This is a genomic window from Gordonia sp. LMA167, assembly GCF_058130025.1.
Genome location: NZ_CM176708.1, coordinates 6,503,577 through 6,523,643, shown reverse-complemented (window position 1 = coordinate 6,523,643; position 20,067 = coordinate 6,503,577). Strand labels below are relative to the sequence as shown.

The following is a 20,067-nucleotide window of genomic DNA, read 5'->3' as shown; positions in this document are numbered from 1 at the left end:
TGTAAGTGGGAGTTCTGCGTGTGTTCAGGTCATGACTGCGCCGCGGACACCGGCTGCTGGGTGGTCGCGGCCGCGCCGTCCTTCTGCTTGCGCGCCACCGGCACGAGCAGAGCGATCGCCACACCCACGAACGCGGCGATGGCGCCGATCAGGAAGCACCACCGGAACGCCGAATGGCTGGGCACCACAACCGCATCGAAGCTGACCGTCGAGCTGGTGAGGACCAGTGCCATCACCGCCGATGCGCTGGTCGTGCCGATCGACCGCATCAGGGCATTGAGGCCCACCGCCGCGCCGGCCTCGGTGATGGGCACCGAGTTCATGATCAGGGTGGGCATCGCGGCATAGCCGATGCCGACACCCGCCGAGCAGATCACCGACGCCAGCGCCAGCTGCCACGGGGCGTCCATCAGAAGGAATGCGCCGAGATAGCCCAGACCGAGCACCGACGCCCCGATCGCCATCGTCAGCTTGGCGCCGATCGTGTTGATCAAGGTGCCCGACACCGGCGCGAAGATCAGCATCATCAGGCCGCCCGGAGCCATCCACAGGCCGGCCGCGAGCAGTGTCTGTCCCATACCGCCCACGGCTTCGGGCAATTCGAGGAACTGCGGCATCACCACGGCCTGCGCCATCATGCCGAAGCCGATGGCGATGGCGGCGAGGTTGGTCAACAACACCGCGGGCCGCGCCGTGGTGCGCAGGTCCACCAGTGGATCGTTGTGGCGAAGTTCGTAAACGCCCCAGCCGATCAGGATCACCACGCCGCCGAAGAGCAGGCCCAGGGTGGTGCCGGTGCCCCAGCCCCAGGAATTGCCCTTCGAGATGGCGATCAGCACGCCGGAGAGGCCGACCGCGAGGCCGAGTGCGCCGACGATATCGAAATGCCCTCCGTGGCTGTCGTCGACATGCGGGACGAAGATCGCGACGAGTGCGGTGATCAGCACCGCGAGAGCGGCCGACCCCCAGAAGAGCATGTGCCAGTCCCAGGACTGTGCGACCCACGCCGACAGGGGCAGGCCGATCGCGCCGCCGACGCCCATCGTCGCGCTCATCGCGGCCACCGCCATCGAGTTCAGTCGCGGTGGAGTGACCTCGCGCATCAGGCTGATGCCGACGGGAATGAAGCCCATCGCCAGACCCTGAATGGCGCGTCCGACCACCATCGGGATCAGCGCGGTACTCAAGGCGCAGACCACCGAACCGACAATCAGCAGTGCAGCGCTCGCCAGCAGGACCCGCTGCTTGCCGAGCATGTCGCCGAGGCGACCGGCGACAGGCATCGCGACCGCCCCGGCCAACAGGGTCGCGGTGACCACCCAGGACGAGTTCGAGATCGACGTGTTCAGCAGGTGCGGTAGCTCGGACTGGATCGGGATGATCAGTGTCTGCATCAGCGATGCGACGAGACCGCCGAAGCACAGCACCGCCACCACCGCGACGGCGGCGCCGGTGTGATCGTCGCCGGTGAGTTCCGCGTCTACGGGAACGGCCGACGAACCGCCGGTGGGCGTCTTGCTCATGGGCATCCTCCTTCGTTGTGTGTAGCGTACATATGTATGATGCACATGCCAACTGCTGGGTAGATTGGCGACAGCGAACAGGGGAGGATGAGCCCATGACGAGTGCCGGTGACGATTGGGTCTGGCCGTCGCCGCTCTACCGCGACCTTGTCGAGGAACTCCTCCGGATGAGTCGGCGCAAGACCGACGTCTATGCGGGCGCGACCATGGAGGCGTCCGCCTTCGCCATTCTGTGGACGCTGTCCGAGAACGGCCCGCGCACACTGCGGGAGTTGAGCGAGGATCTCGACCTCGAACAATCAACCGTCAACCGACAGGTGAATGCGGCGATCAAGCATGGATACCTCGAGCGATTCGAGGTCGCCGGACAGGTGAGTCGGCGGATCCGGCCGACGTCCATCGGGATCGAGGCCTTCGAGCACGACGGCCATCTGCGTGCCGAACGCCTCAAGCGGGTCTTCGCCGATCTCGCGCCGGGTACGCCGGAAGCATTGCTGCACGAATTGCGCGCGTTCAACGACGCCTACGAGCGCACGTATGTGCGCCAGCACGAGCATTCGTCGCGGTGAGTACGAACTGATTGCAGAGGGGACTGGGGTGGGGACATTTGTGGTGACCGGTGCCGCCTCCGGCATCGGCTCGGCTGTTGCGCAGCGACTGCGCGAGGACGGTCATCGTGTGATCGGGGTCGACCTGCGCGACGTCGACGTCACGGCCGACCTCGCGACACCGGCCGGCCGACGATCGGCCGTCGAACGAGTCGACGAGCTGGCCGAGGGTCGGCTCGACGGCGCGGTGCTCGCGGCCGGTCTCGGCCCGACCAAGGGTCGTGAGCGGGTGATCTGCGAGGTCAACGTCCTCGGGGTCACCGAGTTGCTGGGCGGATGGCGCAAGGCCCTCGTGGCCGGCGGCGATGCCAAGGTGGTGGTGCTGGGGTCGAACTCGACCACGACCACTCCGTTCGTACCGCGACGGGCCGTGCATCGGCTCATCGAGGGCGACCTCGACCGCGCCGTCCGGCAGATCCGGCGACGATGGGGTTTGTCTGCTCCGGTGGTGTATGCGGCGTCGAAGCTCGCGGTGACCCGATGGTGTCGCGAACGGGCGGTCTCCGACGAGTGGGCCGGCGCAGGCATCCGGTTGAACGTGATCGCGCCCGGACCGGTGATGACGCCGCTGTTGCGATCGCAGTTGGACAGCCCCACCGGGTCCCAGGTTCGATCGTTTCCCCTGCCGATCCGTGAGTTCGGCACGCCCGCACAGATCAGTGAATGGGTGATGATGATGGTGTCACCGGCTGCGGATTTCCTCGTCGGCAGCGTGGTCATGGTCGACGGAGGGACCGACGCGCTGATCCGTCCGGGCGGATGGCCGCGTCCGCTGCCGCTGCGATCTGTCCCGGGTTTTCTGGTGAAGATGTACCGTGCTCCGCGAGAGGGTCGCGTCGCCACGTACTGACCGTCCCGCAGTCTTTGTACCGACCAGAAGGATCACCGAGTGATGTCGAGTTTCCGCGAGGCCATCGATGCCCGCGACATGGACGCCGTCGAGGCGATGCTCGCCGACGACGTCGTCTTCCGCAGCCCGGTCGCATTCAAGCCCTACGAAGGCAAGGCGATCACCAACGCGATCCTGCGGACCGTCGTCGAGGTGTTCGAGGACTTTCGTTACGTCCGCGAGGTCGGGCAGGCCGCGGATCGCGATCACGCGCTGGTGTTCGAGGCGAAGGTCGACGGACTGGCCGTCACCGGTTGCGACTTCCTGCGCTTCGACGACGACGGCAAGATCGTCGACTTCATGGTGATGGTGCGGCCGCTGCGGGCCGCCGAAGCGCTCGCGCGCGAGATGGGTGCACGCTTCGCCGACATCACCGAGAGGGCCGCGCGGAGCAGCTGAATCAGCGCTCTGCTGCCAACGGTTCGCCGCTCACACCCGGCAGGGACAGCTCCATCGTGTCCGAACCCTTGCCGGGGAAATTGACGCTGGTGTAACCGTTTTCGGGAGCACGCACGCGCTCGAGATACCCGATTGCGTCGGGGCTCTCGGTATTGTCGGCCACCACCAGAGCGCCGACGGGCAGTCGCGGCTCGAGGAGCTCGAGCACCGGCAGATACATCTCCTTCCAGCCGTCCATGAAGACGAAACCGATCTCGGAGTCGATCGTCGTCAAGGTCTCGAGGGCGTCGCCGTCGAGCACGGTGATCACGTCGCCGAGGCCGACGTCGGCGAAAGTTGCTGTGGCGGTGGTGATCTTCTTCGTATTCAGCTCGGTGGTGTAGACATGACCGAGCCCGTTGTCGCGCACCGCTGCAGCCAGATGGAGCGTCGAGATGCCATAGGACATACCGAATTCGACGACCGTGGCGGGTCGGGTCGCACGGATCAGCGAGTACATCAGGCGACCGGCCATCGGGCTGACCGGCATGTACCGGTCCTCGGCGGCATCGGCGCGTTCGGCGGCGGTGGCCCCGGATGCGCGGTGCCGCCCTCCTTCCGACGGTCGGCCGGTGGGAGGCGTCGTCGCCCTCGCGTAGAGCGCGGCGATCGTGCGCGCGACGGGATCGGTGTCGAGGGTGGTGGTCATCTGACCACGGTAGAGCGGTTACCTTGCGATTCGCTGAATGTGCCGACTCGCTGCAGTTCTGCTCTGCACAGCGCGCTCAGGCGTCTGCGCGGAGGTCGTCTCGGGCGAGATCCCGCCAGCCGGCAAGCACACGATGGACGGCCTCGGCGCCGTGGATCGGTTGCGGTGGATCCGGCAGGTCCATCGGGTAGAGGAGGAACGGGGTGCTCTGCGGGCCGCCCATGCCGCCGTGGGAGCCGACCTGATTCTCGAACGCGGCGACCTCGTCGGTCTCCGGCCAGTAGGCGCCGCCGACCATGATGTCGGCGACGTTGTCAAAAGAGTCGGTCCGTCGGATCTTGTCGAGTGCGTCGTCGCCGAATCCGCACAACGGATCGGTGCCGATGACCACTCCGCTGGTCAGATCGACGGTGCCGTCGGCGCCGAGAACCACCGACCCGCCGTCCGGTGACGCGATCAGCAGGAAGCCTATGCCCGGGTGGCGTCGCAGGTCATCGATGAGTCCGGGGTAGGCGGCCTCGATGGTCGCCGTGTCGGCCCGCCCGGTGATGGCGGGGAAGCTGATCAGGCCGAGATTGCCGGAGCCGAGCACCACCGGGCGGTCGGGTGACGGCGCAACCTGCTCGGTCGGCTGGGTCGACCCGATGCTGGCGGACGCGTACAGCTGTCCCTCCGCGTCGAGCCCCGACGTGAGATCCTCGGCGTCGGGACGCTCGGGTGCGCCGCACAGCCGGTCGACGAGGTGACCGAGACTCTCCCCGTAACGCAGGCTGAAGGTGGCGCCCTGGCTCTGCCCGTGATCGGAGAGCAGCACGACCCGATAGTCGCGCTCGGCCTGGTCCACCGTCGCGAGGATCAGGCGAATCGTCTCATCGATCTTCGTCAGCACCGCAAGCGTTTCCGGCCGCGAGATCCCGGAGTGGTGGGACACCTCGTCGTAGCCGATCAGGTCCGCGTAGATGATGCTGCGTCCATCGATCAGATCGCGGACCACGGCGGCCACGGTGATGTCGTTGGCGACCACGGTGGTGAACGCGCGGACGAACGGGTACACGCCGCCGCGACCGACTCGCGGCCGGATGTCGCGGCGGCGCTGGTGCAGGGCCTGCCGCAATTCCCGCTGGATCTCGGCGATCATGCGCACCACGGTGCGCAGCGCACTGGACGGATCGAGGAAGTACGACGAGTAGCCGGCGCCGCCACCGAGTCGCGCACCGCGCATCCGGCTGACCACGAGGACGTTGTCGTCGGCGCCGCCGGTGAACAGGTTGCCGCGACTCGCGCCGTCCACCGACAGCAATCCGGGGATGTCGGAGCGCTCGATCTCCCGTTCCTCGTTGTCGCGGGGATTGCTGAACACCGAGATGGTGCCGGTTGCCTTGTCGTACCAGCGGAACGCGGGCACGTTGCGATTCGACCCGTGCAGGATGCCCAGTTGTGACGCGCCGGTCTGACTGCTCCAGTCGGTGTGCCACGGGGTGAGCCGATGGCTCTCCCGCACGAGTTTCGCGATGGTGGGCGTGACACCGTCGGCGATGGCGCGACGCAGCACGCCGTGGCCGAGGCCGTCGATCTGCAGGCACAGCAGGCCGGGAGCCTCGGCAACCGCCGGCGCCCGGCGGTGCCGGAACCGTTGGCGTCGGACCTGCATGAGCCGATACGACGTGTCCGAACGGGACGCGATGACGCCGCCGACGACAGAACTGAACAGCGACAACAATGCGGCCATGACGAAGAGGTCGAGCGTGCGGTCGACGGTGGCCACCGGCACCAGGACCAGCGACAGGGTGAGCAGCACACCGCCGGCCAGGAACACCGACACGAACAGGATCACCGGCCCGACCCACGACATCGCGCGGACGACCAGCGGCCACAGGACCGCATTGAGCAATCCGAACACCAGGGCGAGAGCCAGTGCCGCCGGCACCGTCGTCCGATGACCGTCCACCGTCACCGAATCGAGTGTGACCCCACCGAACACCGCATCGAGCACAAGCAACGCGAGTGTGGTGGTCAGCCACAGGACGACAATCTCGACGATGATGCCGAGGACTCGGGCAGTACTGCGCATGGCGTCCTTTCGCTCGTTTTGCGATCGTAGTGGCATGAGCGGTGCACCGGACGACCACAGCGCGCGATGCCCGCGCGTCGACTGGCTCGGACACGCCACCACACTGATCCGCGATGGTGCGACGACCGTGCTCACCGACCCGGTGTTGACCTCCCGCGTGGCGCACCTGCGGCGACGCCGCGGTCCGGTACCGGCCATAGCGGCCGTGCGCGCCCCCGATGTCGTCGTGCTCTCGCATCTCCACGCCGATCACACCCACCTGCCGTCGTTGCGCATGATCGCCGACGACGTCCCGATCGTGGTGCCCGCTCGCGCGCCGGATGTCCTGCCTGCACTCAAGACGCTCGGTGACCGGCTGATCGAGGTCGAACCCGGGGACGAGACGGCCATCGGTGAGCTCACCATCCGCGCGGTCCCCGCCGAACACGACGGGAGGCGATGGCGGCGGGGACCGTTTGTGACGTCGGCGCTCGGGTACGTCATCTCCGGCGAGGCGACCACCTACTTCGCCGGGGACACCGACCTCTATCCGGATCTCGCCGACTGGGCGGGCGACTGCGATGTCGCGTTGCTACCGGTCGGTGGGTGGGGGCCGACACTGGGAGCCGGTCACATGGATCCGCAGCGTGCCGCCTTGGCAGCGGAGTCGCTCAGGGCGCGTCTGACCGTGCCGATCCACTTCGGCACCCTGTGGCCGATCGGCCTGAACCGTATCCGTCCCGACCGTTTCTACGGTCCCGGCTCGGACTTCGTCCGGCGTGCACGCGAACGTGGTTGTGCAGCGACCGAACTCGATCCGGGCGCTCGGCTGGGCGCGGGGCCGCGATGAACTGGTGTGAGCACAGACCCGATCAGTCGATGAACATCTCCCCGAACCGTTTGATGTAGTTCAGTGCGGCCTGTGGGGTGGAGCCGTCGACGTGCACCACGGCCCACGTGGCACCGCGGCCGCTGAGATCGGTGAGAAAACCTCGCGCCGCCTTCACCGACTCCGTGTCGTCCAGATCGGTTGGCGGGCAGATCACCTGGATGTCGATCGAGTCCGGATCACGGCCCGCGTCGGCCAATCGTGTCCGGAGCACACCCAACTCCTCGGAGAACTCGGCCGGCGTCTCGATGGCCGCCGTGCGGATGGCCGACGCCATCGCCTTGTCGACGATCAACGGCATCCATCCGTCACCGTGCTCGACCACCCGACGTATCGCGGCCCGGCTGTTGCCACCGATCCAGATCGGCGGGTGTGGGCGCTGCGTCGGATGCTGCAACCAGAGCGGCCCGGTCGCAGCGAAGCCGCGCCCGCTCACCGGCGTCTGTGGATCGGTCCAGATCGATCGCAGAGCGGTCAGGGTCTCGTCGAACAGTGCTGCCCTGCGCTCGAAGTCGACACCGACCGCGGAGAACTCCGATCGCAGATAGCCCGCGCCGACCCCGGCCACCAGCCGACCGCCCGAGATGATGTCCAGGCTGCCCAACGCTTTCGCGGACAGATAGGGAGTGCGAAACGGCAGTACGTACAGGTTCGTCATCAGCCTGATCTCGGTGGTGACGGCGGCCATGAAGCTCAGTGCGGCAATCGGATCGAGGGTATTGTGTCCACCGTTGCCACGCCACTTCGCCGACGGCGCGGGGTGTTCGCTCAGTGCGATGCCGGAGAACCCCGACTCCTCCGCCTGGATGACGGTGTCACGGACGACATGGGGGTGCAGGAAGTCGTCGGGTGCGGACGGCAATTCACTCGGATACTCGAGAACGAACCTCAGCTGACCGGCCGATGTCATCGGCGCACACTCCTTTGTCGAACGTGTAGAAATCTATACTGTATGCGCTACAGTAGGAGATGTGCCAGCGTCTGCGGTTGTTTCGGGGGATCTCACGTGGCGTCACCGCCGGGTGGGATCACCGTCGGCTGTCGCTCGCCGTCTGGACCCTCACGCCGGCGAGCATCCACCGGATCGACTGCACGAACGTGGCCTGGTTCTTGACCCCGGCATCGGGATCGCGCTGGGAGAGTTCGGCGTTGTGCAGGCCCCGCACCTCCATGATCGTGTGGTTGATGGTGAGGCTGACCAGCGCTCGGCAGCACTCGTCGGCCAGCGCGGGATCGAACCCCTCCCCGCGTGCGGCCGTCGCCAACTCGTACACGTATCCCAGGACGGCATCTCCGTCGTCGATCGTCATCAATTCGGTCAGGTAGGGATGCGCGCGCAACGCGTCGTGCAGGCCGAGGCACCACTGCAGCGCCGTGGTCTCCCACTCGTCGTAGGCGTGGAAATCGAGCGTCAGTCGCGACAGATGGCGGGCCACCAGCGCGCGGATCAACTGCTCCCGATTGCCCACCTGCTGATAGAGGGTGCGCGTCGAGATCCTCAGGTCGGTCGCGATGCGGCGCGTGCTCAACGCCGCATCTCCCTCCGCGTCGAGAAGTTCCAGCGCGTGCTCGTAAATCGTGTCGACCGGGATCAGCGGCTTGGCCATGGACGCATCGTAGCCACGGCGTCGACGGCCTGGGGACACCGCCGGGGGCCGTGAGCGGCCGGCGAACCCGTCAACCGGGCGCAGAGACATCGAGCCGCCAACCATGCCGACGTCATCCTTCAACCAGGAGTCGCCGATGAGCGCACCCACGATCGACGAAGCGGCGCGGACCGTCGCCGATCCCACGGCGTATGCCGACGACGACCGAATCCACGAGGCACTGCGCCACCTACGTGCCCACGCGCCGGTGTCCTACATCGACGCGCCGGGCTACCGTCCGTTCTGGGCGGTGACCAAGCACGCCGACATCATGGCCGTCGAACGCCAGAACAACCTCTTCACGAACTCGCCGCGGCCGGTCCTGATGACCGCGAACCAGGAGGAGCTCCAGGCGGCGGTGCAGATCCGCACGCTGATCCACATGGACGATCCCGAGCACCGCGTCATGCGGGCCGTGGCGTTGGACTGGTTTCGTCCCACGGCGCTCAAGGCGATGAAGGAGCGGATCGACGAACTCGCCAGGATCCATGTCGACAAACTGCGCGACGCCGGCGGCGAATGCGACTTCGTCCGCGAGGTCGCGGTCAATTTTCCGCTGTACGTGATCATGTCGCTGCTCGGCGTACCTGAGTCCGACCTACCGCTGATGCTGAGGCTGACCCAGGAACTCGTCGGATCCCAGGACTCGGAGTTCCAGCGCGGTGATGCCGATGATCAGATGGCGGCGCTGCTGGAGATGTTCGAGTACTTCACCGCGCTGACCGCGCGCCGCCGCCAACAGCCGACCGACGACATGGCGTCGACGATCGCGAACGCCACCATCGGCGACGAACCACTCGGCGACATCGACACCGTCTCCTACTACGCGTTGATCGCCACCGCCGGCCACGACACCACGACGTCGACCATCTCCGGCGGCTTGCGTGCCCTCATCGAACATCCCGACCAGCGCCGCAGGCTGACCGACGAGCTCGAACTGATGCCGACCGCGACCGAAGAGATGATCCGCTGGGTGACCCCGGTCAAGGCGTTCATGCGGACTGCCGCCGTCGACACCGAAGTCGGTGGCGTGCCGATCGCGGCAGGCGACTCGTTGCTGCTGTCGTACGTGTCCGGGAACCGCGACGAGGACGCGTTCGTGGACCCGTTCCGGTTCGACGTCGGACGAGAGATCAACAAACACGTCGCGTTCGGGTTCGGCGTGCACTTCTGTCTCGGGGCCGCGCTCGCCCGGATGGAGGTCAACAGCTTTTTCACCGAACTGCTGCCCCGACTTCGTGATGTTGAGCTCGCCGGGCAGCCGGAATCGACCGCCACCACGTTCGTCGGCGGGCTCAAGCGACTTCCGATCAGATACGAGGTGATATGAGCGACAACGTGAACCACGTGCACACCGACACGGTCGCGGCGATTCCGCGATTCCCGGCCGACGTCACCGGCGAATGGCTGACTTCGGTCTTGCGCTCCCACGGCCACGACGTGGCCATCGACGGCGTCGACGTTACGGCGATCGGCACCGGGCAGGTCGGCGCGACGTTCCGGGTGGTGCCGCGGTATCTGACGCGGCCCACTGAGCTGCCGGATACCTTCGTGGTCAAGCTGCCCGCCGCCGACGACGAGGTGCGTCGCTCCGTCAGCTTCGGCTATCGCAGCGAGTGCGCGTTCTACGCGTCGGTCAACGAGCACGTCGGTGTGCCGGCACCCGAGTGCTATCACGTCGAGATCAGCGAGGACGCCCTCGACTTCGTCCTGCTCCTGGCCGATCAACACGGGGCGGTGCAAGGGGATCAGCTCGCCGGGTGCGGCCCGGCCGACGCCGAGTTGGCGGCCCGCGCGCTCGCCGGACTGCACGGGCCGACGTGGAATGATCCTTACTGGCGAGACTTCGACGGCCTGGCCTTCAATCTGCGCGACGACGACGCCATGCGCGGCCTGGGTGATTTCGCGGTGATGAGTGTCGATCTGACCCTGGGCAAGATCGGCGACCGACTCCGTCCCGAGGATCACACCACCCTGGCAGCGGCGATGGGATGCGTGCTCGACTGGTTGATCACCGAACCCGCCAGGTACGCGCTGCTGCACGGTGACTACCGGCTCGACAACCTGCTGTTCCACGAGGGCGATGAGCGGCTGGCAGTGGTGGACTGGCAGACCCTCGGTGTCGGCCTCCCCGCTCGCGATCTCGCCTACTTCGCCGGAACCAGTCTGGAACCGGCGCTGCGTCGTTCGATCGAGGCGCACCTCGTGGACGTCTACCACGAGCAGCTCCGTGGGTACGGCGTCGTCGACTACCCGCGTGATCTCTGCTGGGACGACTATCGCCGGGGGATGATCCAGGCGTTGTTGATCCCATGTATTGCCGTGGCCACCTCGGTGGAGACCGAACGGGGCAGCACGATGTTCGTGACGATGATCGAACGCGGATGTCAGGCGATCCGCGACCTCGACACCCTGTCGTTGGTTCACGCCTCCACGTCCGGCGTGGGACCCGTGGAAACGCAGGAGGCATGATGGCGTCGCCAGGGCCGCGCACGGCGATCATCGGCGCGGGCATCAGCGGCCTGACCGCGGGAAAGATGCTCGGCGACTACGGTATTGAGTACACGACGTTCGAGTCGTCAGACCGGATCGGCGGTAACTGGGCCTTCGGCAACCCGAACGGACACAGCAGCGCCTACCGGTCGCTGCACATCGACACCTCCAAACACCGGTTGTCCTTCAAGGACTTCCCGATGCCGGAGGACTATCCGGACTTTCCTCACCATTCCCAGATCAAGGCCTACCTCGACGCCTACGCCGAGGCGTTCGATCTGCTCGATGCGATCGAGTTGACCAACGGTGTCACCCATGCGGAGCGGGCAGGCGACGGTCGGTGGCTGATTGACGACCAGGCCGGCCGGCGTCGCGAGTTCGACTTTCTGGTGGTGGCCAACGGTCACCACTGGGATCCGCGGTATGCCGACTTCCCGGGCGAGTTCTCCGGCGTATCGATACATTCCCACAACTACATCGATCCGCACACGCCACTGGAACTGACCGGCAAGCGGGTCCTGGTGGTCGGGATCGGTAACAGTGCCGCCGACATCACCGTGGAACTGTCGTCGAAAGCGTTGGCCAACAAGGTCACCCTGTCCACTCGTTCGAGCGCATGGATCGTGCCCAAGTACATCGCCGGCAAGCCGGGCGACAAGTATTGGCGGACCACGCCACACCTGCCGCTGTCCTGGCAACGCAAGGCATTGCAGAAGATGATGCCGATCATGGGTACCGACCCCACGCTCTATGGGTTGCCGCCGGCCAACCACAAGCTGTTCGAGGCGCACCCCACCCAGTCTGTGGAGCTCCCGTTGCGACTGGGCTCCGGGGATGTCATCCCGAAGCCGAACGTCGCCCGCCTCGACGGCGACACAGTCCATTTCGACGACGGCACCAACGACGTGTTCGATGTGATCGTCTACGCCACGGGCTACAACATCACCTTCCCGTTCTTCGACCCGGACTTCATCAGCGCACCCGGCAACCAGATCCGGCTGTACAAGCGGATGTTCAGACCCGGCATCGACAATCTGGCGTTCATCGGGTTCGCGCAGTCGGTGCCGACCCTCTTCCCGTTCGTCGAATGTCAGTCCCGCCTGCTGGGCGCCTATGCCGTCGGCCGGTACGCATTGCCGCCGATCGACGAGATGGAACGCACCATCGACGCGGACATGCAGATGCACAACGGGCACACCACGCCGTCGCCCCGCCACACCCAGCAGGTCGACTACTTCGTCTACGAGCACGACATCCGCACGCGCGAACTTCCGGCCGGCGTCGCACGCGCCAAGCAGCAGGAGCCGTCGTTCACGAGGTCAGCGCTGAGGCCCGCGTGAGGCGGGCGCTTTTCGCTCTCTGAGGAGTCAGGCGGCGGCGGAGTGTCACGATGGTGGCGCCCTTCGTGACGCATCCTCGCAGGCTCGGAGGCTCCTCAGGGAGCGGAGTCGGTGCGGTTTCTCGCAGGCTCGGAGGCTCCTCAGGGAGCGGAGTCGGTGCTGTTTCTCGCAGGCTCGGAGGCTCCTCAGGGAGCGGAGTCGGTGCTGTTTCTCGCAGGCTCGGAGGCTCCTCAGGGAGCGGAGTCGGTGCTGTTTCTCGCAGGCTCGGAGGCTCCTCACGGCCAGCGGTTGTCGACGCTCCGCCAACGTTTCGGATCAGTACTTGGTGCTGCCCTGATCGACCGGGATCGCGCACGCGGTCACGAGCCGGGACTCGTCGCCGGCCAACCAGAGCACGGTGTCGGCGATGTCCTCGGGCTCGGCGACCCAGTCCGGCAGGAACGGCGTCAGCATGTGGGCGAGTTGCGGATTGCTCTCGGTCGCACTCATCACCCGAGCGGCCATGTCGCCGGTTCCCATCGGGGTGTTCACCGGGCCGGGATGAACGCTGTTGACCCGTATCCGGTGCCTGCCGAGTTCGGCGGCGAAGGCGCGTGCGAGACCGGTGACCGCGTGCTTGCTCGCGGTGTAGTGAACCATGAACGGCTGCAATTTCAGTCCCGCCGCAGAGCTGATCAGGATGATCGAACCCCCTTGTCCACCATCGATGATCCGCTGTGCCCCCGCCATCACCGCATTCCAGGTCCCGGTCACGTTGATGTCCACGAGTTCGCGAAAGTGTTCGGCGGTGATCTGGTCCCAGGGTTGTGGTGCGGCGATCCCCGCGTTGGCGACGATGACGTCGAGCCGTCCGAACTCGGCGACGCCGGCCTCGACAGCTGCCCTGAGAGCGTTGAGGTCGCGGGTGTCGGCGACCGCGATGCAGATGCGACCACCCGCTGCCTCCACGAGCTTCACCGTCTCGTCGAGGTCATCACGCGTCGCCGACTGATAGGGCACGAACTCGGGTAGCGGACCGGCGAGGTCCACCCCGATGATGTCCGCGCCCTCGGCGGCCATGCGTATCGCGTGTGCGCGCCCCTGGCCACGCGCGACACCGGTGATGAAGGCGACCTTGCCGGAAAGACGATCTGCCATGTCGGCTCCTGTTCGTCGGCCGCACCTGCGACCGCTCAGCGGGTGCTTGAGGTTCGTTAGTGGGCAGCCGGAGTCGTGATGCGGGCGAAATTGACGGTGGCCAACGCCGCGAGTTTCTCCGGCTCGGTGCCGTAGACCTCGACCTGGACGATCGCCGATCGGCGTCCGGAGTGAACGATCCGGGATCGGGCGCGGGCCGTGCCCGACACGATGGGTCGCAGGTAACGGATGTTCATGTCGGATGTGACCGCACCGTTCTCGGGTGTGCTGTTCTCGGTGACGTGCAATCCGGCGACGACGTCGATCAGAGTCGCGATCAGGCCACCCTGGATGCCGCCGCGGGTGTTGATGATGTGCGGTGCGACCGGCAGTTCCACGACCAACTCGTCGCCGTCGTGAAAGGCCTCCCCGAACCCGATCTGTCCGAAGAGATCATGGATGTCCGACATCTCCGTGAGACTCATACGTTCTGCCGATCCTCGTCGGTGAAACGAATCACTCCGCGGATGTTGCGGCCGTCGATCATGTCCCGGAACCCGTCGTTGATCTGGTCCAGACGGTACTCACGCGTGACCATGTCGTCGATCCGCAGATCGCCGAGCTTGTACAGCGCCAACGTCTCCGGAATGTCCAGATGCGGGTTGCCGCCACCGAAGACGCTGCCGCACAGCTTCTTCTGCGTCGTGGACAACAGTGACAGATTGAGCGCGGCCTCGCTGGCGGTCACGCTACCCATGCCGGCGATCACGCAGGTACCGTTCTTGGCGGTGAGGTTCAGCCACGACTCCACCTCACGGCCATCACATCGGCTGACCGTCACCAGCACCGTCTTGCACATACGCCCGCCGGTGGCCTCGGCGATGGCATGTGCGGCCGATGAGAGATCGCCGAACGCCTCAGTCGCGCCGAACTTGCGGGCCTGCTGCTGCTTCCACTCGTCCGGGTCGACCACGAACACCCGGCGGGCACCCGACAACAGCGCACCCTGCAGCGCTGCCGAACCCACCCCGCCCGCACCGATCACGGCCACGTCGTCGCCGGGCCGGATGTCGGCGGTGTGCACCGCGGCCCCGTAGCCGGTGGTGACACCGCAGCCCACCAGACAGGCGATCTCGAACGGGATGGACGGATCGATCTTCACGACCGACGTCTGATGGACGACGGCGTAGGGCGCGAAGGTGCCGAGCAGAGACATCGGATAGACGTCCCGCCCGGAGGCCTGAATGCGGAACGTGCCGTCCGAGATCGACCTGCCACCGAGGAGATCGGCGTCCATGTCGCACAGATTTCGGTTGCCCGACTGACACGATCGGCACTTGCCGCAGGACGGGATGAACGACATGACGACGTGGTCGCCCACGGCGAGATCGTCGACGCCCGCACCGACCGCCGTGATGACCCCGGCACCTTCGTGACCGCCGAGTATCGGGAACGCGGCCTTCGGTATGTCACCGGCGGCCACATGATGATCCGAGTGGCAGAGACCCGCGGCCTCCATCCGCACCAACACTTCGCCCTTGCGAGGCTCGCCGATCTCGATCTCGTCGACCGACCACCGTTGGCCGGACTCCCACATGACAGCGCCTCTGGTCTTCATGGCTTCTCCGATCACCTCGTCCCGGCCGCTGCCGGTTGTGCTCTGCTGGAATGCTTGTCGACCCGGTCGAGCAGCTCCCGTAGCCCACGGGCGTCGACCTTGCCGGTGCCGCCGCGGGGGATCGTGGCGTCGGATTCCAGCAGCAGCCAGACGGTGGGCACCTTGAACGTGCTCAGGACCTGCTTGGCCGAATGCCGCAGGTCGTCGGCGGTCATGTCCGCTCGGCAGACCACGGCCGCGGCCACCTGGGGTCCGGTGGGACCGTCGACGTGCGTCACGAACGCGTTGTCGACTCCCTCGATCGTGGTCAAAGCGGCTTGGACCTCACTCGGATACACCGTTGCGCCACTGACCTTCACCATGTCGTCGGAGCGGCCGTGATAGAACAGGAAGCCCTGATCGTCGAGATGACCCAGGTCGCCGGTGGGGTAGAAGCCGTCGGCCGTGAACACATCCTCGCGACCGCGACGACAGATGCCCTGCAGCACATGTGGGCCGCGCAGCCGGATCTCACCGGTGCGTCCGGTGGCCAGCGGCGCGCCGGTGTCGGGGTCGGCTATCCGCACCTCCATCCCGTCGAACGGTTGTCCGCAACTCCCCCAGGCGGACCGGGGCATGTCGAGGTCGGCGGGATACCCACAGTAGGGTCCGAAGGATTCGGTCATGCCGAACAGGTTGGCGCGGGCGCCACGCTCGCCCTGCATGCCCGGCGGCAGCAGCGCGTCCAGGCTGCCCACACGCAGCGAGGAGAGATCGGTGTCGAAGTCCGGCGCCCGCTTCGCCAGCGCGGCCGCCTGATCCGGCCAGCCCCGGAACAGGGTGACCCGCTCGTGTTCGAGTAATCGCAACGTCGATTCGGGGCTGGGGATCTCCTCGGTCACCAATGTCGCCCCCGCTAACAGCGCCGATAGAATCCCGGAACCGAAGCCGCCGACCCAGAAGAACGGCATCGGCAGGTACAGCCGGGTGTCGGCGTCGATACAGCGCGCCCGCAGTCCCGCCCCCACGGCACCGAGAGCGCCGGCGTGGGAATGGATCACGCCCTTCGGGGCTCCGGCGCTGCCGGAGGTGAAGATGATGACCATCGGGTCACTCGGTGCGACCGAGTCGGCAAGAGCGTCGACGATGGTCCGCACCTCGGGAAAGCGCTGCTCCCGGAACACCTCGTCGACGGTCCAGATCCGCCGCAGCGCGGGCACTGACGGATTCGCGACGCCACCGGGCCGCAGGGCGTCGACGTCGAGTGCAGTGGCGAGCTCGTCGAGGTACCGGTGCGAACGGAATTCTTCGACGGTGATCAGATGCGCGACGCCGGATATGGTGAGCTGCGCTGTCAGTTCGCGTGCGGGCAGCAACGTGCTGAACGGCACGAGCACGGCGCCGATCCGGGTCACGGCGACAGCGATCTGCACCCATCGTGTGTTGTTCGGCATGATCAGGCCGACGCGGGTTCCTGGGCCGATCCCGGCTTCCACGAAAGTAGCCGCCAGCGCGCGGGTCGAGTCATCGAGGTCTCGGTAGCTGACCCGGGTGGTCGGGTCGACGACCATGGGCTTGTGCGGGTATTGGGCGGCGCGCTCACGGATCAGCGTCGCGATGGTCGGCGTCGTGATGGTTGCTGTCGGATCATCCGGCACGGATCATTCACCTTCCTCGAAGTGACGGCGGACGGCCGTCAGATCGGCTTTGCCCGAAGGGGTGCGCGGGATGGCACGCACCACGGCGATGACGGTGGGGACCTCGTAGCGGGCCAGGCGCTGCGACAGATAACTCCCCAACTCGGCCGGGGAGACGTCTGCATCGGATCGCAACTCCACCATCGCCACCGGCGTCGCCCCGAGTCGGGCATCGGGACGTCCGACCACGGCCGCGCCCCGGACGGCGGGGTGACTCTCCAGGGCGGTGCGGACATCCTCTGGGATGACCTTGAAGCCACCGCGGATGATGGCCTGGTCGGCGCGACCCAGAATCCAGAGGAATCCGTCATCATCGATTCGCGCGAGATCTGTGGTGCGTATCCACGGCGCCGACGAACCGTGTTGAGCGGGTTGGACCTCGAGGAGTCCGGGCTCGTCGGGCCCGAGTTCGGTGCCCGAGTCGCTCACGATACGGAGCCGTGATCCGGGCGTGGCACGGCCGACGCTGCCACGCTTGCGGGTCCAGTACTCACGATGGTCGGCGAGACTCCAGCCGGCGACGCCGCCACCGAACTCCGTTGCAGCATAGGAGGTGAGTACCGGAATGCCGAACTTCTCGGTGAACGCATCGGCGTCGTCGGCCGACAGTGGGGCGGTCCCCGAGGTGACCACTCGGATGCCGGCGAGGTCCTCACGGGTCAGATCGGAATGCAGTACCATCCGCACTGCGGTCGGGACCAGCGACACCGCCTTGGGACGATGCCGCCGGACCGCGTCAGCCCACGTGGCGAGTTCGAAGCGGGGCAGCAGCGCATATGGCCGCGCCGCGACGATGCATTGCAGCGTGCGAAAGACGCCGCCGATGTGCACCAGCGGAGCGTTGACGATGGCGACCCCGGAACTGAGCCGGGTCGGTGCGGAGTCGTCGTCGGTCTCGGGTCCCAACACACTGTGCGCGAGCATGTCGTAGCCGAGTTCCACTCGTTTGGGAGGACCCGTGGTCCCGCTCGTCAACATCAGAACGGCGACTCCCGGGCGAGCATCGGTGTCGGTGACCGGCTGGCGGGCGGCGGCGATCTCGGGCCGCGATGTCATCTCGCCGACGGTGACGACCGTGGTCCGGGGATTCGGTTCGACGAGGTGGGCGAGGTCGGCGGCGTCACCGATGATCAGAGGCAAGCCTAGTGCGGTGATGTCCGACCGGGTCCGCTCGTCGCCCCGGGACGGATTGATCGTCACCACGCACCCGCCGGCGAGCAGCACACCGAGAACCGCGGCGACGTGGGTGGGTTTGTTGCGCAGCAGAATCCCGACCCGCGGTGTCGGACTGCAGCCGTGCTGAGCACTGATGGTGGCCATATCGGCGGCGAGGTCGCCGAGCTGACCCCAGGTGATCCACTGCTGCTCGTATTCGATTGCGCCCGCGTCGCGATCGAGGTCCAGGACCGCGGAGATGCGGCGGGTGAGGCGATGTGCGGTCGTGGTGTCTACGCCGGTGTCGGTCATCAGTGCATCCCCATCAGCGAATCCTCGGAATTGCGGTGGCCCCGGCCTGGGTGGTTCCGGGTGCCGGCCCGGTGAGTTCCGATCGGGCGATCGGGTTGCCGAGCCGGGTGTAGATCAGACCCTGATCCATCGCCGCCCGGTACGGTTTGTCCAGCGACTCCCAGATCGCCTTCACCGTGCCCTGGGTGGCAGTCGGTGGCTTGGCGGCAATGCCCGCGGCGATCTCGTGGGCCCGCGACCAGAGGTCGTCGGGCGCGGTGATCTCGGTCACCAGTCCGATCCGCAACGCGGTCTCCGCGCCGACCCGCTCATCGTTGCCCATCAATGCGATGCGCAGGGTATCGCCGAGCCCGACCCGGCGCATCAAACCGACCGGCTCGAGGGCCGAGATCAATCCTGCGGTGACGTGGGAATCGAAGAAGGTCGCCGACGAGGAGCAGATCACCACATCCGATTCATTCACGAAATACAGTGCGCCCGCGGTGCACATGCCCTGCACGGCGCACACCACCGGCTTCCACATCTTCTGCCACTTCGGGCTCAACAGCTCGCCGGGATCTTCGTGGTTCCAGATGTTGTCGGGCTGTCCGTACGGCGATCTGACATCGAGCCCGGCGCTGAAGGCCCGGTCGCCGGCCGCGCGCAGGACCACGGCGTGAACCCGCTCGTCGAACTTCACCAGATGCCAGGCCCGCCGCATCTCGTGGCACATGGTGCGGTCGAAGGTGTTCAGCCGATCGGGGCGGTTCAGCGTAATTGTGCCGACATGATCGGCCTCATCGACGGTGAGGAGGATCGTCTCGAAATCGGTATCGTCCGACGCGTCGGCGATCATCGGCATTGCCACTCGGGCGCGCGCTTCTCGACGAATGCTCTGGGCCCTTCGAGCGCGTCCTCGGTCCGGGTGACCCGTTCGCGGAAGGATTCGGCGAGCATCTCGGCCTCGTGCAACGGGAGGTCGATGCCCTTGAGGATCGCCAGGCGTGTGCCGCGGACCGCCAGTGGTGCATTGGCATTCACGATTCGGGCGATCTCGTGGGCGCGTTCGACGAGCTGGTCGTGATCGACGACCTCGCTGATCATGCCGAGTTCGAGCGCGCGGGTGGCACTCATGCGTTCGTGCTTGCCCATCAGCGCCATCCGCAGGGCCACCGACCGGGGCAGCACGCGCGCCAGACGGACGACCTCGCGTCCGGCGACCAGCCCGATGCTGACGTGGGGATCGAAGAAGGTGGCCTTCTCCGATGCGATGACGATGTCTCCGGTGGTCACCCAGTCGAGGCCGGCGCCGCAGCAGATGCCGTTGATGGCTGCGATGACCGGCTTGGCCATGGTCCGAAACGGCGGGGTGCCCTCCTGCGGTGCCTCCCACTGCTCGTAGGTCGACAGGTAGGGGCGTTCGTTGATCACCTTGCCGTCGCCGGGGATTTCCTTGACGTCGGCGCCGGTGCAGAACGCACGTCCACTGCCGGTCACAATGAGGGTCCAGACCTCGTCGTCGTTCTCTGCCTCGGCGTAGGCGCTGCGCAGCTCGGTGATCATGTGCGGACTGAGCGCGTTGAGAGCATCGGGACGGTTGAGCGTGATGGTCGCGGTGTGACCATCGACCTCGTATTTGATGGTGTCGAACGACATTCGGTATTCCCTTCGTGCTGAACGGTGCCG

General features: G+C 66.6%; 19 protein-coding genes. 7 read left to right on the top strand and 12 right to left on the bottom strand.

Annotated elements, in window-relative coordinates; translation table 11 throughout:
- Window positions 1-29 precede the first annotated feature (29 nt).
- On the bottom strand, window positions 30-1,529 hold the full coding sequence (locus tag ACVT6V_RS29295) for an MFS transporter (protein WP_489897554.1): 1,500 nt from the start codon (window positions 1,527-1,529) through the stop codon (window positions 30-32).
- A gap of 89 nt (window positions 1,530-1,618) precedes the next feature.
- Here ACVT6V_RS29295 and ACVT6V_RS29290 point away from each other — a divergent pair, with 89 nt between their 5' ends.
- Genes ACVT6V_RS29290 through ACVT6V_RS29280 form a run of 3 tightly spaced genes read left to right on the top strand, consistent with a single transcriptional unit; the run spans window position 1,619 to window position 3,419 of the window.
- Window positions 1,619-2,092, top strand: coding sequence for a MarR family winged helix-turn-helix transcriptional regulator (locus ACVT6V_RS29290; RefSeq protein ID WP_489897553.1), 474 nt, complete (start codon window positions 1,619-1,621; stop codon window positions 2,090-2,092).
- A complete protein-coding gene (locus ACVT6V_RS29285; RefSeq protein WP_489897552.1) occupies window positions 2,061-2,981 on the top strand; it encodes an SDR family oxidoreductase in 921 nt (306 codons plus the stop codon). The genes ACVT6V_RS29290 and ACVT6V_RS29285 overlap by 32 nt, the downstream gene beginning before the upstream one ends.
- A gap of 42 nt (window positions 2,982-3,023) precedes the next feature.
- On the top strand, window positions 3,024-3,419 hold the full coding sequence (locus ACVT6V_RS29280; protein ID WP_489897551.1) for a nuclear transport factor 2 family protein: 396 nt from the start codon (window positions 3,024-3,026) through the stop codon (window positions 3,417-3,419).
- Window position 3,420: 1 nt separating this feature from the next.
- Here the strand turns inward: ACVT6V_RS29280 and ACVT6V_RS29275 are convergent, their stop codons facing one another.
- Both ACVT6V_RS29275 and ACVT6V_RS29270 read right to left on the bottom strand, forming a co-directional pair.
- Complete coding sequence (locus ACVT6V_RS29275; RefSeq protein WP_489897550.1) at window positions 3,421-4,107, bottom strand: O-methyltransferase; 687 nt, start codon at window positions 4,105-4,107, stop codon at window positions 3,421-3,423.
- A gap of 76 nt (window positions 4,108-4,183) precedes the next feature.
- Window positions 4,184-6,178 carry an alkaline phosphatase family protein gene (locus ACVT6V_RS29270; RefSeq protein ID WP_489897549.1) on the bottom strand — a complete coding sequence of 665 codons (1,995 nt, stop codon included), beginning with the start codon at window positions 6,176-6,178 and terminating at the stop codon, window positions 4,184-4,186.
- 34 nt (window positions 6,179-6,212) lie between these two features.
- On the opposite strand from ACVT6V_RS29270, the gene ACVT6V_RS29265 reads away from it, so the two are divergent.
- Window positions 6,213-7,007: an MBL fold metallo-hydrolase gene (locus ACVT6V_RS29265; protein ID WP_489897548.1), complete on the top strand. Its 795-nt coding sequence runs from the start codon at window positions 6,213-6,215 to the stop codon at window positions 7,005-7,007.
- A gap of 22 nt (window positions 7,008-7,029) precedes the next feature.
- Here ACVT6V_RS29265 and ACVT6V_RS29260 read toward each other — a convergent pair whose 3' ends face one another.
- Window positions 7,030-7,938, bottom strand: coding sequence for an LLM class F420-dependent oxidoreductase (locus ACVT6V_RS29260; protein ID WP_489901062.1), 909 nt, complete (start codon window positions 7,936-7,938; stop codon window positions 7,030-7,032).
- Window positions 7,939-8,074: 136 nt separating this feature from the next.
- Complete coding sequence (locus ACVT6V_RS29255) at window positions 8,075-8,653, bottom strand: TetR/AcrR family transcriptional regulator (protein WP_489897547.1); 579 nt, start codon at window positions 8,651-8,653, stop codon at window positions 8,075-8,077.
- 136 nt (window positions 8,654-8,789) lie between these two features.
- Between ACVT6V_RS29255 and ACVT6V_RS29250 the strand changes: the two genes are divergently transcribed.
- The 3 genes from ACVT6V_RS29250 to ACVT6V_RS29240 are packed head-to-tail and all read left to right on the top strand — an operon-like array spanning window position 8,790 to window position 12,525.
- Window positions 8,790-10,022, top strand: coding sequence for a cytochrome P450 (locus tag ACVT6V_RS29250; RefSeq protein WP_489897546.1), 1,233 nt, complete (start codon window positions 8,790-8,792; stop codon window positions 10,020-10,022).
- Window positions 10,019-11,164 carry a phosphotransferase family protein gene (locus tag ACVT6V_RS29245; RefSeq protein ID WP_489897545.1) on the top strand — a complete coding sequence of 382 codons (1,146 nt, stop codon included), beginning with the start codon at window positions 10,019-10,021 and terminating at the stop codon, window positions 11,162-11,164. Before ACVT6V_RS29250 ends, ACVT6V_RS29245 begins: the two co-directional genes overlap by 4 nt.
- Window positions 11,164-12,525 carry a flavin-containing monooxygenase gene (locus ACVT6V_RS29240; protein ID WP_489901061.1) on the top strand — a complete coding sequence of 454 codons (1,362 nt, stop codon included), beginning with the start codon at window positions 11,164-11,166 and terminating at the stop codon, window positions 12,523-12,525. Before ACVT6V_RS29245 ends, ACVT6V_RS29240 begins: the two co-directional genes overlap by 1 nt.
- 315 nt (window positions 12,526-12,840) lie before the next feature.
- Here ACVT6V_RS29240 and ACVT6V_RS29235 read toward each other — a convergent pair whose 3' ends face one another.
- The 7 genes from ACVT6V_RS29235 to ACVT6V_RS29205 are packed head-to-tail and all read right to left on the bottom strand — an operon-like array spanning window position 12,841 to window position 20,037.
- A complete protein-coding gene (locus ACVT6V_RS29235; RefSeq protein WP_489897544.1) occupies window positions 12,841-13,662 on the bottom strand; it encodes a mycofactocin-coupled SDR family oxidoreductase in 822 nt (273 codons plus the stop codon).
- A gap of 56 nt (window positions 13,663-13,718) precedes the next feature.
- The gene (locus ACVT6V_RS29230; RefSeq protein ID WP_489897543.1) at window positions 13,719-14,126 is read right to left on the bottom strand and encodes a PaaI family thioesterase; all 408 of its coding nucleotides are present in this window, start codon (window positions 14,124-14,126) and stop codon (window positions 13,719-13,721) included.
- Window positions 14,123-15,259: an NDMA-dependent alcohol dehydrogenase gene (locus tag ACVT6V_RS29225; RefSeq protein WP_489897542.1), complete on the bottom strand. Its 1,137-nt coding sequence runs from the start codon at window positions 15,257-15,259 to the stop codon at window positions 14,123-14,125. The genes ACVT6V_RS29230 and ACVT6V_RS29225 overlap by 4 nt, the downstream gene beginning before the upstream one ends.
- An 11-nt stretch (window positions 15,260-15,270) precedes the next feature.
- Entirely contained in the window at window positions 15,271-16,896 is a 1,626-nt protein-coding gene (locus ACVT6V_RS29220) for a class I adenylate-forming enzyme family protein (protein ID WP_489897541.1), read from the bottom strand.
- A 3-nt stretch (window positions 16,897-16,899) separates the two neighbouring features.
- On the bottom strand, window positions 16,900-18,402 hold the full coding sequence (locus ACVT6V_RS29215) for a class I adenylate-forming enzyme family protein (protein WP_489897540.1): 1,503 nt from the start codon (window positions 18,400-18,402) through the stop codon (window positions 16,900-16,902).
- A gap of 13 nt (window positions 18,403-18,415) precedes the next feature.
- Complete coding sequence (locus tag ACVT6V_RS29210) at window positions 18,416-19,243, bottom strand: enoyl-CoA hydratase/isomerase family protein (protein ID WP_489901060.1); 828 nt, start codon at window positions 19,241-19,243, stop codon at window positions 18,416-18,418.
- Window positions 19,234-20,037, bottom strand: a complete 804-nt coding sequence (locus ACVT6V_RS29205) for an enoyl-CoA hydratase/isomerase family protein (protein ID WP_489897539.1) — start codon at window positions 20,035-20,037, stop codon at window positions 19,234-19,236. Before ACVT6V_RS29205 ends, ACVT6V_RS29210 begins: the two co-directional genes overlap by 10 nt.
- Window positions 20,038-20,067 lie beyond the last annotated feature (30 nt).

Excerpts from the sequence above, each read along its gene's own strand:
- ACVT6V_RS29295 (WP_489897554.1), bottom strand. The coding sequence starts at position 1,529 with ATGCCCATGAGCAAGACGCCCACCGGCGGTTCGTCGGCCGTTCCCGTA.
- ACVT6V_RS29290 (WP_489897553.1), top strand. The coding sequence starts at position 1,619 with ATGACGAGTGCCGGTGACGATTGGGTCTGGCCGTCGCCGCTCTACCGC.
- ACVT6V_RS29285 (WP_489897552.1), top strand. The coding sequence starts at position 2,061 with ATGTGCGCCAGCACGAGCATTCGTCGCGGTGAGTACGAACTGATTGCA.
- ACVT6V_RS29280 (WP_489897551.1), top strand. The coding sequence starts at position 3,024 with ATGTCGAGTTTCCGCGAGGCCATCGATGCCCGCGACATGGACGCCGTC.
- ACVT6V_RS29275 (WP_489897550.1), bottom strand. The coding sequence starts at position 4,107 with ATGACCACCACCCTCGACACCGATCCCGTCGCGCGCACGATCGCCGCG.
- ACVT6V_RS29270 (WP_489897549.1), bottom strand. The coding sequence starts at position 6,178 with ATGCGCAGTACTGCCCGAGTCCTCGGCATCATCGTCGAGATTGTCGTC.
- ACVT6V_RS29265 (WP_489897548.1), top strand. The coding sequence starts at position 6,213 with ATGAGCGGTGCACCGGACGACCACAGCGCGCGATGCCCGCGCGTCGAC.
- ACVT6V_RS29255 (WP_489897547.1), bottom strand. The coding sequence starts at position 8,653 with ATGGCCAAGCCGCTGATCCCGGTCGACACGATTTACGAGCACGCGCTG.
- ACVT6V_RS29250 (WP_489897546.1), top strand. The coding sequence starts at position 8,790 with ATGAGCGCACCCACGATCGACGAAGCGGCGCGGACCGTCGCCGATCCC.
- ACVT6V_RS29245 (WP_489897545.1), top strand. The coding sequence starts at position 10,019 with ATGAGCGACAACGTGAACCACGTGCACACCGACACGGTCGCGGCGATT.
- ACVT6V_RS29240 (WP_489901061.1), top strand. The coding sequence starts at position 11,164 with ATGGCGTCGCCAGGGCCGCGCACGGCGATCATCGGCGCGGGCATCAGC.
- ACVT6V_RS29235 (WP_489897544.1), bottom strand. The coding sequence starts at position 13,662 with ATGGCAGATCGTCTTTCCGGCAAGGTCGCCTTCATCACCGGTGTCGCG.
- ACVT6V_RS29230 (WP_489897543.1), bottom strand. The coding sequence starts at position 14,126 with ATGAGTCTCACGGAGATGTCGGACATCCATGATCTCTTCGGACAGATC.
- ACVT6V_RS29225 (WP_489897542.1), bottom strand. The coding sequence starts at position 15,259 with ATGAAGACCAGAGGCGCTGTCATGTGGGAGTCCGGCCAACGGTGGTCG.
- ACVT6V_RS29215 (WP_489897540.1), bottom strand. The coding sequence starts at position 18,402 with ATGACCGACACCGGCGTAGACACCACGACCGCACATCGCCTCACCCGC.
- ACVT6V_RS29210 (WP_489901060.1), bottom strand. The coding sequence starts at position 19,243 with ATGCCGATGATCGCCGACGCGTCGGACGATACCGATTTCGAGACGATC.
- ACVT6V_RS29205 (WP_489897539.1), bottom strand. The coding sequence starts at position 20,037 with ATGTCGTTCGACACCATCAAATACGAGGTCGATGGTCACACCGCGACC.